This is a genomic window from Enterobacter sp. 4974935, from assembly GCF_058661735.1.
In genome coordinates, this window is record NZ_JBZWGT010000003.1 from 317296 (window position 1) to 331210 (window position 13915).

The window sequence follows — 13915 nt, forward strand, 5'->3', positions numbered from 1 at the left end:
GCCCTTTCCCGATTATGCCTCATCCTGATTGCCTTCTGCTTCAGTGATAATTTGATAAAGTTCTTCATCACTTTGAGCTGAGCGCAGTCGACGACAAATGGTTTTATCCGCCAGACGTTTGGCAACCAGCGACAGCGTGTGCAGGTGGGTTTTGGTCTGATCGGCAGGAACCAGCAGCGCGAAGAGCAGATCCACAGGCTGGTTATCGATGGCGTCAAAAGCGATAGGCGTTTCCAGTTGCACAAACACCCCCACGGCACGCAGCGTATCTTCTTCCAGCTTGCCATGCGGGATCGCAATGCCATTGCCGATGCCGGTACTGCCCATTTTTTCACGGGTCAGAATGGCTTCAAACACGATCTGCGGCGGCAGACCCAGCTGTTTTGCGGCCAGCTCACTGATGATTTCCAGCGCACGTTTTTTGCTCTGGCAGTGAACGCCACTGCGGGTACAATCCTGGTTAAGGACATTGCTCAGTTGAAGAGCGGAATCGTTGTTTATCATAATTTCACCTAAGCGCTAACTGTACAAATGGCCTGTTGTGTTTCACAACAGGCCGTCCTGCACCCGTTAACTGCCCGGACAATTAGTGTTGTTTCAGTTTATCTTTATGTTTATTGAGCTGTCTCGCAAGCTTATCAATCAAGCCGTCGATAGCCGCGTACATGTCTTGCCCTTCCGCACTGGCATGAAGTTCCCCTCCGTTGACGTGCAGGGTCGCATCCGAGATATGCGTCACTTTCTCCACTTTCAACACAACATAGACCTGGTTGATCCTCTCGAAATACTGCTCGAGTTTCGCGAACTTAGCGTTTACAAAATCGCGTAAAGCCTCAGTAATTTCGACGTTATGTCCGGTGATATTGAGCTGCATAGTGTCTTCCTTATCGGTTGTGTCAAACCAGTTGTTTACGCTGGTTAGACGGCGGAATGGATAAAGACTCTCGATACTTCGCGACAGTACGGCGTGCCACCATAATACCCTGATCGGACAGCATGGTGGTTAACTTACTGTCACTGAGTGGCTTCGCGGGGTTCTCCGCGGCGATCAACTTCTTCACCAGGGCGCGAATAGCTGTTGACGAGGCTTCGCCGCCGCCTTCGGTGTTCACGTGGCTGGAGAAGAAATACTTAAGCTCAAAAATACCGCGTGGGCTGTGCAGATACTTCTGCGTGGTCACGCGGGAAATGGTTGATTCATGCATCTCGACGGCCTGGGCGATGTCCGCCAGCACCATCGGTTTCATAAATTCTTCGCCCTGCTCAAAGAATGCCTGCTGCTGTTCGACAATACAGCGGCTGACGCGCAGCAGCGTGTCATTACGGCTTTCCAGACTCTTAATCAACCAGCGTGCTTCCTGAAGGTTGCTGCGAATGTATTGATTATCAGCGTCGTTACGGGCGCTGGTGCACATGGAGGCGTATTGCTGGTTGATTTGCAGGCGAGGAATGCTGTCGGCGTTCAGTTCAACGACCCAGCGGCCATTGTGTTTTCTCACCAGCACATCAGGAATAACGTATTCCGGTTCGCTGGTCTGGATAGATTGCCCCGGACGCGGATCGAGTGACTGGATCAGATTCACCGCTTCCTTCAGCACCTCTTCTTTGAGGCGCGTGACGCGCATCAGGGTGCGGAAGTCGTGATTTGCCAGCAAATCCAGATGCTCGCTGATGATGAGCCGGGCTTCATCAATCCACGGTGTCTCTTTGGCAAACTGCGAAAGCTGGATCAGAAGGCAGTCGCGCAGATCTTTCGCGGCGACGCCAATCGGGTCGAAACGCTGAACGCGTTTCAGGACGGCTTCGATCTCTTCCAGTTCAATCTCGTCATCGCCGATGCTTTCCAGAATCTCGTCCAGCGTCACGGTCAAATAGCCCGTGTCGTCAACGGCATCGACAATCGAGGTGGCAATGGCGCGATCGGTATCGGAGAAAGGCGTCAGCTCCACCTGCCACATCAGGTAGTCCTGAAGCGACTGGGTAGTTTCGCCCTGGTAGACCGGGAGTTCATCGTCCTGGTAATCTGCACGCGTCCCGGAAGGGGTACCCGCGGTGTAGATTTCATCCCAGCTGGCATCCAGCGGCAGTTCCTCCGGCATCTCTTTCTGTTCGAGCGCATCTACGGAGTCGAGCGTTTCTGTGTCCTGCGTCTGCTGAGCGTCTACCTCGTCATGAAGATCGGTTTGCTCCAGCAGCGGATTGCTGTCCAGCGCCTGCTGGAGCTCCTGCTGGAGTTCTAACGTGGACAGCTGCAACAGACGGATTGCCTGTTGTAGCTGCGGCGTCATGGCCAGTTGCTGGCTGAGCCGTAATTGCAAACCTTGCTTCATGTTCAGAGCGTTTTTCTCCGGTTCGGCGTGACTTAACCTCTACCCTATCAGAGTCTGAAGTCTTCCCCAAGGTACACGCGCTTAACATGCTCATCTTCGAGGATTTGCTGTGGCGTGCCGTGGGCAATCAGATGGCCCTGGCTCACTATGTAGGCGCGCTCACACACGGCCAGCGTTTCACGAACGTTGTGGTCCGTGATCAGTACGCCAAGCCCGCTGTCGCGCAGGTGCTCAATAATACGTTTGATATCGATAACGGAGATGGGGTCAACGCCCGCAAACGGTTCATCCAGCAGGATAAATTTCGGGTTTGCTGCCAGCGCGCGCGCAATCTCAACGCGGCGGCGTTCACCACCGGACAGCGCCTGACCGAGGCTGTCACGCAGATGTTCGATATGAAACTCTTCCATCAGCTCGTTCGCACGGTCAGTGCGCTGCTCGCTGGTCAGATCGTCACGGATCTGAAGCACGGCCATCAGGTTGTCGAAAACGCTTAAGCGGCGGAAGATGGAGGCTTCCTGCGGCAGATAGCCGATGCCACGACGCGCGCGGGCATGCAGTGGCAGCAGGCTGATATCTTCATCATCGATGATGATGTTGCCGGCGTCACGCGGGACAATGCCCACCACCATGTAGAAGGTCGTGGTTTTACCCGCCCCGTTAGGGCCAAGCAAACCCACGATTTCGCCGGAGTTGACGGTCAGACTGACATCTTCGACGACGCGGCGGCCCTTATACGCTTTCGCGAGGTTTTTTGCAGTTAAAGTTGCCATAACGAATTAGTTACTCTTTTTCTGTGCCGGAGCCTGGCCGTTGTTCTTGTCCTGCAATTGCGAAGGCACAAGAACGGTCGTGACGCGTTTGCCTTTTTCACTGGAGGCCTGCATTTTCTGCTCTTTCACCAGATAAGTGATCTTGTCGCCTTTGATATTGCTGTCCAGCTGTTCCAGGTAAGCATTACCGGTCAGGATGACCAGATCCTTCGCCAGTTCATAGTGCATATGCGAGGCATGGCCTTTCACCGGCTTGCCGTTGTCCTGCATCTGGTAGAAGGTAGCCGGGTTGCCATAACCATCGATAATCTCTTTGCCCTGCTCGCCGCCCGGTCGGGTAACGACCACTTTGTCGGCGTTGATTTTGATGGTGCCCTGGGTCATGACCACGTTGCCGGTAAAGGTGACGACGTTACCCTGCATATCCAGAGACTGGGTATCGGATTCAATATGAATCGGCTGTTCGGTGTCGCCAGTCACAGCAAGCGCGGGAAGACTGGCCGCCAGCAGCGCGCTGGCGATAACAACTTTAAGGCTGAGTTTGTTTGTTTTGAATTTCATAGGAGGTTCTAACCTTTTCAATCAGCTCGGCGTTTTTGCTGCGTAAGTTCCCGCGCATTCTTAAACCGCTGGAATTAAATGTTGTGCCATACAGGGTGACTAAATCCTGCGACGTGACATCCTGGGTGACCAGGTTGATCTGGGCGTTATCCGTCGTAATTTTTCGCAGTTGCGCGTCAGCGGTCAGGGCGTTGACTTCAACGTGACCATACAGGTAAAGCATACGGTCATTTGTCAGTTTTGCCCGGTCAGACTTGATAGACCACGTCGGCACTTTGTCCGTATCAAAGGTGGTCATGACCGGTTGGGTAAACCACGAAGTACCGTCATCTGAAAAATATTCTACATGCTGAGCAACGAGGCGATAGTTCAGCGCGCCTTCCGGGCTATAGACCACGGTGTCGCTGTGATCGCTTTTATAGGTCGGGTCGCTCGTGTTAACCACTTCCGCTTGCGTATCTTCGCGGTCAGCGAGGTTTACGCCAATCAGTACCAGGGCGACAAGCGCAAGCAGAATGATAACCCAACGTCTGGTTTTACTCATATCGATTGCCCTTTCGCCTCATCAAGCTTGCCCTGCGCCAGCAGAAGCAGATCGCAGACTTCACGGACGGCGCCGCGGCCACCGTGAATATGGGTAACGTAATCAGCACGCGGGATCAGCAGCGGGTGCGCGTCAGCCACGGCGATGCTCAGACCCACCTCCGCCATGACTGGCCAGTCGATCAAATCATCCCCGACGTATGCCACATTCTCTGGTGCAATGGCCAGTTTTCCCAACAGATCCCGGAAGGCTACCATCTTATCAGACTGCCCCTGATAGAGATGGGTAATGCCCAGCGTTTCACACCGATCTTCTACCAGTTTAGCTTTCCGCCCGGTGATGATTGCAACTTCAATACCGGACGTGAGCGCACAGCGGATACCGTAACCGTCGCGAACGTTAAAGGCTTTCAGCTCTTCGCCGTTATTGCCCATATAAATCAGACCGTCGGAGAGCACACCATCCACATCGAGGATCAGCAGGCGGATATTTTCCGCCTTTGCCATCATGTGGGCGCTCACCGGGCCATAACAGGTTGCAAGGGATGCACCCGCATTACTCATTGTCTTATCCTTCATTACACTACGCCAGCGCGCAGCAGATCATGCATATGTACCACACCCAGCAGTTGGTCGCCATCGGCAACCATCACTGAGGTAATATGACGGGACTGCATCAGGTTCAGTACATCTACCGCCAGCGTGCCCGGACGGACGCGGATCCCGCCTGGTGTCATTACATCAGCGATGCCCAGCGTTCGGACATCCACACCCATATCGAATACCCGGCGCAGGTCGCCGTCGGTGAAAATGCCCTGAATCTTCATCAGATCGTCGCAGATAACCGTCATGCCCAGGTTTTTACGGGTGATCTCCAGTAACGCGTCGCGCAAAGAGGCCTCTTTGCTGACGTGCGGGATCTCATCCCCGGTGTGCATAATATCGTTGACCCGCAGCAGCAGTTTGCGCCCGAGCGCGCCGCCGGGGTGAGACAGAGCGAAATCTTCAGGCGTAAAACCGCGGGCTTCCAGCAGCGCAACGGCAAGGGCATCGCCCATCACCAGCGCGGCGGTTGTGCTGGAGGTCGGCGCCAGCCCCAGCGGACAGGCTTCTTTCGGCACCTTCACGCACAGGTGAATATCTGCCGCACGCGCCATGCTGCTTTCCGGGCGGCTGGTCATGCAAATCAGCGGTACGTGCAGACGCTTCAGCACCGGGATCAACGCCAGGATTTCATTCGATTCCCCGGAGTTGGACAGCGCAATAACCACGTCCTGCGGCGTAACCATGCCGAGGTCACCGTGCGCGGCTTCACCGGGATGAACGAAGAATGACGACGTGCCGGTACTGGCAAAGGTCGCCGCCATTTTGCGCCCGATATGGCCGGATTTGCCCATCCCCATCACCACGACTTTACCGGCGCAGTAGAACATCTTCTCACAGGCCAGACTAAAATCCTGATTAATGTACTGATCTAACTGCGCCAGACCTTCACGTTCAATCTCCAGAACGTCTTTGCCTGCTTTCTGAAAGTCAAAACCCGGCTGCAATTCTATTTGCGACATAATGCGTTTCCGTTTACCCAGAGAGAAGTGGCGAGAGCCAGTACAGCATCGCCAGCCATACGATAAATCCACCCGTCAGCAGCGCGCCCGCGCCTTTGCCGATCTGCTCTTTTCGCCGCCAGCAGAGCAGGGCGAAAATTACGCTGACCAGTAGCATCACACCGTAATCGCGCGTGAAGACCATAGGGTTAAACGGCCCCGGTGAGATTAATGCTGGCAGCCCCGTCACGATCGCGATATTGAAAATATTCGAGCCAATGATATTGCCGATGGCGATATCATCTTCCCCTTTACGCGCCCCGGCGATGGCGGTAGCCAGCTCTGGCAGGCTGGTGCCGATGGCGATGACCGTCAGACCGATTGTCAGTTCGCTCATCGCAAACGCGTTCGCCAGCACCGTCGCGTTATCGACCACCATCCGCGTGGCCATTGGCATTATGATCAGCGCGACGCCCAGCCACAGCAGGGCGACGGGTAAGGTCCCTTCCCGTGGCAGCTCGGCGAGATGCTCACGCGTGAGGCTATCATTACCCTGTTTTTCCGCCAGACGTGCGATCTTCACGCTGTAAAGCAACCAGATCACGGCCAGGGCGAGCAGGAATATACCGTCACCGACGCTCAGCACCCCGTCATAAAGCACATAGCCTGCCAGCAGACTGACGACTAACATTAGCGGCAATTCACGACGCAAAACATCGGAATGTACGCGAAATGGATGCAGTAATGCGGCTAAGCCTAAAATCAGCAAGATATTGACGATGTTAGAGCCAATCGCAGTGCCAATAGCGAGGTCGACCTGGCCATGCAACGAGGCTGAAACAGAAACGATGATTTCAGGAAGCGATGTGCCTACACTGACCACCGTCATCCCAATAATGATGGGCGGCATGCCAATGAGTCGACAGAGAATGGATGCGGCAAAGACCAAACGGTCAGCACTGTAGACCACCAACAGTAAACCAATTATTAACAGTGCTGTTGCTAAAAGCATCAAAAGTCCTTTCTTCAGGTATACTCGCTGGTCCACTGCGCACGAATTTTAGCGCCAGATGAAGTCTGAGACGTGACGAATTCCTAATTTTGACTTTATGCGCCGGAAAAGTAAAACAAATGCCAGCTTTCGCTAACCCCAATAGTGAATATTCTGTAAAAATGCGGGGTTTAGGGCTGATTTACGCTTCATGCCAGCAGTGAAGCAAGGTAAGTAAGGAACCATAAATGAGCCAAACGATGGCGAATATAGTCGATGTCCGGGGCGTCAGTTTTTCTCGCGGCAACCGGGTGATATTTGATGATATTTCGCTGACCGTGCCGCGCGGTAAAATCACCGCCATCATGGGGCCGTCAGGGATCGGTAAAACGACGTTGCTGCGTCTTATCGGTGGGCAAATCCCCCCTGATAGCGGCGAAATTCTCTTCGACGGTGAAAACGTCCCGGAGATGTCTCGCTCGCGCCTCTACACGGTTCGCAAACGGATGAGCATGCTCTTTCAGTCGGGTGCGCTGTTCACCGATATGAACGTATTTGACAACGTGGCCTATCCGCTGCGTGAGCACACCCATCTTCCTCCTGCGCTGTTGCACAGCACGGTGATGATGAAGCTCGAAGCTGTGGGGTTGCGGGGGGCTGCGAAACTTATGCCGTCCGAACTCTCGGGTGGGATGGCGCGCCGCGCCGCGCTGGCGCGTGCTATTGCCCTGGAACCCGATTTAATCATGTTCGATGAACCGTTCGTCGGGCAGGACCCTATCACCATGGGCGTGCTGGTGAAGTTAATCTCGGAGCTGAACAGCGCCCTTGGCGTCACCTGCGTGGTGGTTTCCCACGACGTGCCGGAAGTGCTGAGTATTGCTGATTACGCCTATATTGTGGCTGACAAAAAGATCGTCGCCCACGGCAGCGCTCAGGCGTTGCAGGAGAATGGCGATCCGCGCGTGCGGCAGTTCCTGGACGGTATCGCAGATGGGCCGGTGCCTTTCCGCTATCCGGCGGGCGACTATCATGACGATTTACTGGGAATAGGGAGTTAATCCACTCATGCTGTTAAATGCGTTGGCGGGTCTTGGACACCGTGGCCTAAAAACCATCAGTACGTTCGGGCGTGCCGGATTAATGTTGTTCAACGCGCTGGTTGGCAAACCGGAGTTCCGCAAGCATGCGCCGTTACTGGTGCGGCAGCTTTATAACGTCGGTGTGCTGTCGATGCTTATTATCATCGTGTCGGGTCTGTTTATTGGCATGGTGCTGGGGTTGCAGGGGTATCTGGTGCTGACAACCTACAGCGCGGAAACCAGCCTTGGCATGCTGGTGGCGCTCTCGCTGCTGCGTGAACTCGGGCCGGTTGTAGCAGCGCTGCTGTTCGCCGGGCGTGCCGGATCAGCGCTGACGGCTGAAATTGGCCTGATGCGCGCCACAGAGCAGCTCTCCAGTATGGAGATGATGGCGGTCGATCCGCTGCGCCGGGTGATCTCGCCGCGCTTCTGGGCCGGGGTTATCTCCTTGCCGTTACTGACTATCCTCTTTGTGGCGGTAGGTATCTGGGGAGGCGCGCTGGTTGGCGTCAACTGGAAAGGCATTGATGCCGGGTTCTTCTGGTCTGCCATGCAGGACGCCATCGATCTGCGGATGGATCTGGTGAACTGTCTGATCAAGAGCGTGGTTTTCGCTGTGACGGTTACCTGGATTGCGTTGTTTAATGGTTACGATGCCATTCCGACGTCGGCGGGCATTAGCCGTGCAACGACGCGTACTGTCGTACATTCGTCGCTGGCCGTTTTAGGTCTGGATTTTGTGCTCACCGCACTGATGTTTGGGAATTGAGTTCATGCAAACGAGAAAAAATGAAATTTGGGTTGGCGTGTTTTTGCTTCTGGCGCTGCTGGCCGCGCTGTTTATCTGCCTGCGCGCGGCGGACATCACCTCTGTTCGCACCGAGCCGACGTATCGCGTCTACGCGACTTTCGATAATATCGGCGGCCTGAAGGCGCGCTCACCGGTCCGTATTGGTGGCGTCGTTATTGGACGTGTCGCTGACATTACGCTTGATGAGAAAACCTATCTGCCGCGCGTCGCAATGGATATCGAAGAACGCTATAACCACATTCCTGACACCAGCTCGCTCTCTATCCGCACCTCTGGCCTGCTGGGGGAGCAATATCTGGCCCTTAACGTTGGTTTTGAAGATCCTGAGCTGGGAACGTCTATCCTTAAAGACGGTAGCGTAATCCAGGATACCAAGTCAGCGATGGTGCTGGAAGATATGATTGGTCAGTTCCTTTACAACAGTAAAGGGGATGATAAAAAGTCTGACGATGCCCCTGCGCAGAGTGAAGACCACACCAACGTCGAACCGACGCCAGGCGCGACGAATTAATTTCAGGAGAAGTCATTCATGTTTAAACGACTGTTAATGGTTGCCATGCTGGTCATTGCCCCTCTAACCGCGGCGCACGCTGCGGATCAGAGTAACCCGTACAAACTGATGGATGAGGCCGCGAAGAAAACCTTCGACCGTCTTAAAAACGAACAGCCCAAAATCCGTTCTAACCCTGATTATCTGCGTGATGTGGTGGATCAGGAGCTGCTGCCGTATGTGCAGATCAAGTACGCGGGCGCACTGGTGCTGGGCCGTTACTACAAAGACGCGACCCCGGCGCAGCGCGAGGCTTACTTTGCGGCGTTCCGTGAATACCTGAAACAGGCTTACGGCCAGGCGCTGGCGATGTACCACGGGCAGACCTATCAGATTGCCCCTGAACAGCCGCTGGGCGATGCCACCATCATTCCTATCCGCGTGACGATTATCGATCCAAACGGTCGTCCACCGGTACGCCTGGACTTCCAGTGGCGTAAAAACAGCCAGACCGGAAACTGGCAGGCGTACGACATGATCGCTGAAGGCGTCAGCATGATCACCACTAAACAGAACGAGTGGAGCGATCTGCTGCGCACCAAAGGCATCGATGGCCTGACGGCTCAGCTTCAGTCCATCTCTCGTCAGAAAATTACCCTGGACGAGAAGAAGTAATGTCACAGCAGCTTAGCTGGGCGCGTGACGGCGAGACGTTGACGCTGACGGGAGAGCTGGATCAGGATCTGCTTAACCCGCTGTGGGACGCTCGCCATAACGCGATGCAGGGCGTGACGTTGATTGATCTCCATGGCGTCACGCGGGTAGATACCGCCGGTATCGCCCTGCTGGCGCACCTGGTGGCCACGGGCAAAAAGCAGGGGAGTAGCGTCACCCTGACGGGGGTAAGCGATAATGTCGTAACCCTTGCACAGCTTTACAATTTGCCTGAAGACGTATTACCTCGCTAACTTTTTCAGTACGTTACTTCCGAAAGCCCCGACAGTTTACGCGTCGGGGCTTTTTGCTTGTTTAAGACCGCGCCACTTTGCTCTAAGATGTTGAGCTTGTTTTCACTATCAGATGATGTAGACCCCATGGAAAATAATGAAATCCAGACAGTGCTGATGAATGCACTCTCCCTTCAGGAAGCCCACGTCTCTGGCGATGGCAGTCACTTCCAGGTTATTGCTGTGGGTGAGATGTTCGACGGAATGAGTCGCGTGAAGAAACAGCAGGCTGTGTACGCGCCGCTGATGGAATACATTGCGGATAACCGCATCCACGCCCTGTCGATTAAAGCGTTCACCCCACAGGAGTGGGCACGCGATCGCAAACTAAACGGTTTTTGAGCTGAGGGCGAAGCGCCCGCAGCACGGTTGAATTTATAAGAGAGCAAACGATGGATAAATTTCGTGTACAGGGACCCACGCGTCTCCAGGGCGAAGTCACAATTTCTGGCGCTAAAAACGCCGCGCTGCCCATTCTTTTCGCTGCGCTGCTCGCAGAAGAGCCGGTAGAGATCCAGAACGTACCGAAGCTGAAAGATATCGACACGACCATGAAGTTGCTCGGCCAGTTGGGCACCAAAGTGGAGCGTAACGGTTCCGTCTGGATCGATGCCAGCAACGTGAACAACTTCTCAGCGCCGTATGAGCTGGTGAAAACCATGCGTGCTTCCATCTGGGCGCTTGGCCCGCTGGTGGCGCGTTTCGGTCAGGGACAGGTTTCACTGCCGGGCGGATGCGCTATCGGCGCCCGTCCAGTCGACCTGCATATCTTCGGTCTGGAAAAGCTGGGCGCGGAGATCAAGCTGGAAGAGGGGTACGTTAAAGCGTCCGTCAATGGTCGCCTGAAAGGCGCGCACATTGTCATGGACAAAGTGAGCGTGGGCGCAACGGTAACCATCATGTCGGCTGCTACGCTGGCAGAAGGCACTACCATCATCGAAAACGCCGCCCGAGAGCCGGAAATCGTGGATACCGCGAACTTCCTGGTCGCGCTGGGGGCGAAGATCAGCGGGCAGGGCACAGACCGTATCACCATCGAAGGCGTTGAACGTCTGGGTGGTGGTGTGTACCGCGTACTGCCAGACCGTATCGAAACCGGTACTTTCCTGGTAGCGGCTGCCATTTCTGGCGGTAAGATTGTTTGTCGTAACGCACAACCGGATACCCTGGATGCGGTGCTGGCGAAACTGCGCGATGCGGGTGCGGACATTGAAATTGGTGAAGACTGGATCAGCCTCGATATGCACGGGCAGCGTCCTAAAGCCGTTAACGTGCGCACTGCGCCACATCCGGCATTCCCGACGGATATGCAGGCACAGTTCACCCTGTTGAACCTGGTGGCCGAAGGCACAGGCTTCATCACGGAAACTATCTTCGAAAACCGTTTCATGCACGTACCGGAACTGATCCGTATGGGTGCGCATGCTGAGATTGAAAGCAACACGGTCATTTGCCACGGCGTTGAAAAACTGTCCGGTGCGCAGGTGATGGCGACCGATCTGCGCGCGTCTGCGAGCCTCGTACTGGCAGGTTGTATTGCAGAAGGGACTACCGTTGTCGATCGCATCTACCACATCGATCGTGGTTACGAGCGTATTGAAGACAAACTGCGCGCGCTGGGTGCGAATATCGAGCGTGTGAAGGGCGAGTAATCGTTCCGGCACCCCCCTGCCAGAACAGGCCGGGGGATTGCTGTTCCTGTAAATCCGGGTGCATCAGTCCTGATGTGCTTTCTTCGCTTTGCTCTGGCGCATCATGCGCGTTCTGTCGATAAATTCATGGGTAATGGGATCGTGATAGCGTGACGGCCATATCACCCACGGATGCGTATCCAGCGCCGTCGCAATAATCAGTTCCCCCTTCGGCCATGGGCGGGTCAGGGCGTTTGCCAGCGTCGACGATCTCAGCCCATGACGACGTGATTCGGCAGCCAGCGATGTCCCTTTTTTACGCAGTGCCGCAATAATGTCAGCAGAATGCCAGTCGATGAATTTTGTATCCATAATGCTGTCCTTGTGTTCGTTATCGTCCACGTCGTTTCGTGTGAAAAGACAGCATTACTATACTCACTTCGAACATCTGTTCTAAAAAGTTCATGTTACGAGAAGCAATATTCAGAATAAGGCACGGCTTTATACATACGGCCTGTAACCTGATGAGCTTACGCGTAAATGTAATTTATTGGTGCGTACTGGAACCTCCCTACGAGATCGCAGGGAGATGAGGAGGGGATTAACGGTCGCGCTGGACGGCGATGTGCGCGAGGCCGATTAGCGCATCACGCCATGGGCTGTCGGGAATGACCTGAATTGCGGCGATGGCTTTGTCTGCTTCTTCTTCAGCACGCTGACGCGTCCATTCAAGGGAACCACAGATGGCCATTGTTTCCAGTACCGGTTCCAGAAGATGGCGACCATTTCCCTGCTCGATAGCCTCCCGGATCATTTTCGCCTGCTCTGGTGTGCCATTGCGCATCGCGTGGAGCAGCGGCAGCGTTGGCTTGCCTTCGTTCAGGTCATCGCCAACGTTTTTACCGAGCGTTTCGCCATCCGCGCTGTAGTCCAGCAAATCATCAATCAGCTGGAACGCGGTGCCGAGGTAACGGCCGTAGTCCTGAAGCCCTTTTTCCTGAGCTTCGCTACAGCCTGCCAGAATGCCGGAGCACTGCGCGGCGGCTTCAAACAGACGTGCGGTCTTGCTGTAAATCACCCGCATATAGTTTTCTTCGGTGATATCCGGGTCGTTGACGTTCATCAACTGTAGGACTTCGCCTTCAGCGATAACGTTTACGGCTTCTGACATCACTTCCAGCACCTTCAGCGAGCCAAGGCTGGTCATCATCTGGAAGGCTCGGGTATAGATAAAATCCCCTACCAGAACGCTTGCCGCATTACCAAACGCGGCATTGGCGGTGGCTTTGCCACGACGCATGTCTGATTCATCCACAACATCGTCATGAAGCAGGGTGGCGGTGTGGATAAATTCGATCAGCGCCGCGATCGTGACGTGGGCATTTCCCTGATAGCCAACCGCGCGTGCGGCCAGAATGGCAATCATCGGACGAATACGTTTACCGCCGCCGCTGACGATGTAATAGCCCAACTGATTGATCAGCTGAACGTCAGAGTTGAGTTGCTCCAGGATTGCTGCATTCACACCCGCCATATCTTGCGCGGTTAACTCATTGATTTTTTCTAAATTCATCGCAAAAGCCGGGCTTTTTATCCTGTTTATCCCACACGAGATGGGTACACAAAGGGTTTCGGTTTATAAATAGTATTGCTGATTGTACTGAAAAAATGGCTCAGATAAACGTTACCGTACGTGTTGTGTTTTTTTTCTTCATGTATTGATGGTAGCACTTGTCAAAGGCTCGCGTTTTGCGTAATATTCGCGCCCTATTGTGAATATTTATAGCGCACTCTGAATCATACGAGGATGTGCGCGGAAGCGGAGTTTATATGTACGCGGTTTTCCAAAGTGGTGGTAAACAACACCGAGTAAGCGAAGGTCAGACCGTTCGCCTGGAAAAGCTGGACATCGCAACTGGCGAATCTGTTGAGTTCGCTGAAGTTCTGATGATCGCAAACGGTGAAGAAGTCAAAATCGGCGTTCCTTTCGTTGATGGCGGCGTTATCAAAGCTGAAGTTGTTGCTCACGGTCGTGGCGAGAAAGTTAAAATCGTTAAGTTTCGTCGTCGTAAACACTATCGTAAGCAGCAGGGCCACCGTCAGTGGTTCACTGATGTGAAAATTACTGGCATCAGCGCCTAAGACCTGAGGA

19 protein-coding genes are annotated in these 13915 nt (G+C 54.3%); 8 read left to right on the top strand and 11 right to left on the bottom strand.

Features of this window, described 5'->3' with window-relative positions:
• Window positions 1–12 precede the first annotated feature (12 nt).
• The 9 genes from ptsN to AC4OVS_RS02705 form a co-directional block, all read right to left on the bottom strand.
• Entirely contained in the window at window positions 13–504 is a 492-nt protein-coding gene (gene ptsN, locus AC4OVS_RS02665; RefSeq protein WP_003861869.1) for a PTS IIA-like nitrogen regulatory protein PtsN, read from the bottom strand.
• Between the two features lie 82 nt (window positions 505–586).
• Window positions 587–874, bottom strand: coding sequence for a ribosome hibernation promoting factor (gene hpf, locus AC4OVS_RS02670; RefSeq protein WP_014171818.1), 288 nt, complete (start codon window positions 872–874; stop codon window positions 587–589).
• Window positions 875–896: 22 nt separating this feature from the next.
• Window positions 897–2330, bottom strand: a complete 1434-nt coding sequence (rpoN, locus tag AC4OVS_RS02675; RefSeq protein ID WP_022649530.1) for an RNA polymerase factor sigma-54 — start codon at window positions 2328–2330, stop codon at window positions 897–899.
• Between the two features lie 47 nt (window positions 2331–2377).
• The gene (gene lptB / locus AC4OVS_RS02680) at window positions 2378–3103 is read right to left on the bottom strand and encodes an LPS export ABC transporter ATP-binding protein (RefSeq protein WP_003861862.1); all 726 of its coding nucleotides are present in this window, start codon (window positions 3101–3103) and stop codon (window positions 2378–2380) included.
• Between the two features lie 6 nt (window positions 3104–3109).
• Window positions 3110–3664: a lipopolysaccharide ABC transporter substrate-binding protein LptA gene (gene lptA / locus AC4OVS_RS02685; RefSeq protein WP_006812136.1), complete on the bottom strand. Its 555-nt coding sequence runs from the start codon at window positions 3662–3664 to the stop codon at window positions 3110–3112.
• Complete coding sequence (gene lptC / locus AC4OVS_RS02690) at window positions 3633–4208, bottom strand: LPS export ABC transporter periplasmic protein LptC (protein WP_022649529.1); 576 nt, start codon at window positions 4206–4208, stop codon at window positions 3633–3635. The genes lptA and lptC overlap by 32 nt, the downstream gene beginning before the upstream one ends.
• The gene (kdsC, locus tag AC4OVS_RS02695) at window positions 4205–4771 is read right to left on the bottom strand and encodes a 3-deoxy-manno-octulosonate-8-phosphatase KdsC (protein WP_017382729.1); all 567 of its coding nucleotides are present in this window, start codon (window positions 4769–4771) and stop codon (window positions 4205–4207) included. Before kdsC ends, lptC begins: the two co-directional genes overlap by 4 nt.
• A 14-nt stretch (window positions 4772–4785) precedes the next feature.
• Window positions 4786–5772, bottom strand: a complete 987-nt coding sequence (kdsD, locus tag AC4OVS_RS02700) for an arabinose-5-phosphate isomerase KdsD (protein ID WP_003861853.1) — start codon at window positions 5770–5772, stop codon at window positions 4786–4788.
• A 13-nt stretch (window positions 5773–5785) separates the two neighbouring features.
• Complete coding sequence (locus AC4OVS_RS02705; RefSeq protein WP_003861852.1) at window positions 5786–6763, bottom strand: calcium/sodium antiporter; 978 nt, start codon at window positions 6761–6763, stop codon at window positions 5786–5788.
• A gap of 227 nt (window positions 6764–6990) precedes the next feature.
• Here AC4OVS_RS02705 and mlaF point away from each other — a divergent pair, with 227 nt between their 5' ends.
• The 7 genes from mlaF (at window position 6991) to murA (ending at window position 11784) form a co-directional block, all read left to right on the top strand.
• Window positions 6991–7803 (top strand): phospholipid ABC transporter ATP-binding protein MlaF, encoded by an 813-nt coding sequence (gene mlaF, locus AC4OVS_RS02710; RefSeq protein ID WP_022649527.1) that lies wholly within the window; start codon window positions 6991–6993, stop codon window positions 7801–7803.
• A 7-nt stretch (window positions 7804–7810) separates the two neighbouring features.
• Complete coding sequence (gene mlaE / locus AC4OVS_RS02715) at window positions 7811–8593, top strand: lipid asymmetry maintenance ABC transporter permease subunit MlaE (protein ID WP_003861848.1); 783 nt, start codon at window positions 7811–7813, stop codon at window positions 8591–8593.
• Between the two features lie 4 nt (window positions 8594–8597).
• Complete coding sequence (mlaD, locus tag AC4OVS_RS02720; protein ID WP_022649526.1) at window positions 8598–9146, top strand: outer membrane lipid asymmetry maintenance protein MlaD; 549 nt, start codon at window positions 8598–8600, stop codon at window positions 9144–9146.
• An 18-nt stretch (window positions 9147–9164) separates the two neighbouring features.
• Entirely contained in the window at window positions 9165–9800 is a 636-nt protein-coding gene (mlaC, locus tag AC4OVS_RS02725; RefSeq protein ID WP_006812130.1) for a phospholipid-binding protein MlaC, read from the top strand.
• Window positions 9800–10093 carry a lipid asymmetry maintenance protein MlaB gene (mlaB, locus tag AC4OVS_RS02730; protein WP_022649525.1) on the top strand — a complete coding sequence of 98 codons (294 nt, stop codon included), beginning with the start codon at window positions 9800–9802 and terminating at the stop codon, window positions 10091–10093. Before mlaC ends, mlaB begins: the two co-directional genes overlap by 1 nt.
• A 126-nt stretch (window positions 10094–10219) precedes the next feature.
• Window positions 10220–10474 carry a BolA family iron metabolism protein IbaG gene (gene ibaG / locus AC4OVS_RS02735; protein WP_003861840.1) on the top strand — a complete coding sequence of 85 codons (255 nt, stop codon included), beginning with the start codon at window positions 10220–10222 and terminating at the stop codon, window positions 10472–10474.
• Window positions 10475–10524: 50 nt separating this feature from the next.
• Window positions 10525–11784 (top strand): UDP-N-acetylglucosamine 1-carboxyvinyltransferase, encoded by a 1260-nt coding sequence (murA, locus tag AC4OVS_RS02740; RefSeq protein WP_006812128.1) that lies wholly within the window; start codon window positions 10525–10527, stop codon window positions 11782–11784.
• 63 nt (window positions 11785–11847) lie between these two features.
• On the opposite strand, the gene sfsB is transcribed toward murA, so the two are convergent.
• Together sfsB and ispB are read right to left on the bottom strand one after the other, a co-directional pair.
• Window positions 11848–12135 carry a DNA-binding transcriptional regulator SfsB gene (gene sfsB, locus AC4OVS_RS02745; RefSeq protein WP_491922163.1) on the bottom strand — a complete coding sequence of 96 codons (288 nt, stop codon included), beginning with the start codon at window positions 12133–12135 and terminating at the stop codon, window positions 11848–11850.
• Between the two features lie 229 nt (window positions 12136–12364).
• Window positions 12365–13336, bottom strand: coding sequence for an octaprenyl diphosphate synthase (gene ispB / locus AC4OVS_RS02750; protein ID WP_006812126.1), 972 nt, complete (start codon window positions 13334–13336; stop codon window positions 12365–12367).
• A gap of 257 nt (window positions 13337–13593) precedes the next feature.
• On the opposite strand from ispB, the gene rplU reads away from it, so the two are divergent.
• Window positions 13594–13905 (top strand): 50S ribosomal protein L21, encoded by a 312-nt coding sequence (rplU, locus tag AC4OVS_RS02755; protein ID WP_003025032.1) that lies wholly within the window; start codon window positions 13594–13596, stop codon window positions 13903–13905.
• Window positions 13906–13915: the final 10 nt, after the last annotated feature.

Excerpts from the sequence above, each read along its gene's own strand:
- AC4OVS_RS02705 (WP_003861852.1), bottom strand. The coding sequence starts at position 6,763 with ATGCTTTTAGCAACAGCACTGTTAATAATTGGTTTACTGTTGGTGGTC.
- mlaE (WP_003861848.1), top strand. The coding sequence starts at position 7,811 with ATGCTGTTAAATGCGTTGGCGGGTCTTGGACACCGTGGCCTAAAAACC.
- kdsD (WP_003861853.1), bottom strand. The coding sequence starts at position 5,772 with ATGTCGCAAATAGAATTGCAGCCGGGTTTTGACTTTCAGAAAGCAGGC.
- ptsN (WP_003861869.1), bottom strand. The coding sequence starts at position 504 with ATGATAAACAACGATTCCGCTCTTCAACTGAGCAATGTCCTTAACCAG.
- mlaF (WP_022649527.1), top strand. The coding sequence starts at position 6,991 with ATGAGCCAAACGATGGCGAATATAGTCGATGTCCGGGGCGTCAGTTTT.
- kdsC (WP_017382729.1), bottom strand. The coding sequence starts at position 4,771 with ATGAGTAATGCGGGTGCATCCCTTGCAACCTGTTATGGCCCGGTGAGC.
- sfsB (WP_491922163.1), bottom strand. The coding sequence starts at position 12,135 with ATGGATACAAAATTCATCGACTGGCATTCTGCTGACATTATTGCGGCA.
- murA (WP_006812128.1), top strand. The coding sequence starts at position 10,525 with ATGGATAAATTTCGTGTACAGGGACCCACGCGTCTCCAGGGCGAAGTC.
- mlaC (WP_006812130.1), top strand. The coding sequence starts at position 9,165 with ATGTTTAAACGACTGTTAATGGTTGCCATGCTGGTCATTGCCCCTCTA.
- ibaG (WP_003861840.1), top strand. The coding sequence starts at position 10,220 with ATGGAAAATAATGAAATCCAGACAGTGCTGATGAATGCACTCTCCCTT.
- lptB (WP_003861862.1), bottom strand. The coding sequence starts at position 3,103 with ATGGCAACTTTAACTGCAAAAAACCTCGCGAAAGCGTATAAGGGCCGC.
- mlaD (WP_022649526.1), top strand. The coding sequence starts at position 8,598 with ATGCAAACGAGAAAAAATGAAATTTGGGTTGGCGTGTTTTTGCTTCTG.
- rplU (WP_003025032.1), top strand. The coding sequence starts at position 13,594 with ATGTACGCGGTTTTCCAAAGTGGTGGTAAACAACACCGAGTAAGCGAA.
- lptA (WP_006812136.1), bottom strand. The coding sequence starts at position 3,664 with ATGAAATTCAAAACAAACAAACTCAGCCTTAAAGTTGTTATCGCCAGC.
- mlaB (WP_022649525.1), top strand. The coding sequence starts at position 9,800 with ATGTCACAGCAGCTTAGCTGGGCGCGTGACGGCGAGACGTTGACGCTG.
- lptC (WP_022649529.1), bottom strand. The coding sequence starts at position 4,208 with ATGAGTAAAACCAGACGTTGGGTTATCATTCTGCTTGCGCTTGTCGCC.
- rpoN (WP_022649530.1), bottom strand. The coding sequence starts at position 2,330 with ATGAAGCAAGGTTTGCAATTACGGCTCAGCCAGCAACTGGCCATGACG.
- hpf (WP_014171818.1), bottom strand. The coding sequence starts at position 874 with ATGCAGCTCAATATCACCGGACATAACGTCGAAATTACTGAGGCTTTA.
- ispB (WP_006812126.1), bottom strand. The coding sequence starts at position 13,336 with ATGAATTTAGAAAAAATCAATGAGTTAACCGCGCAAGATATGGCGGGT.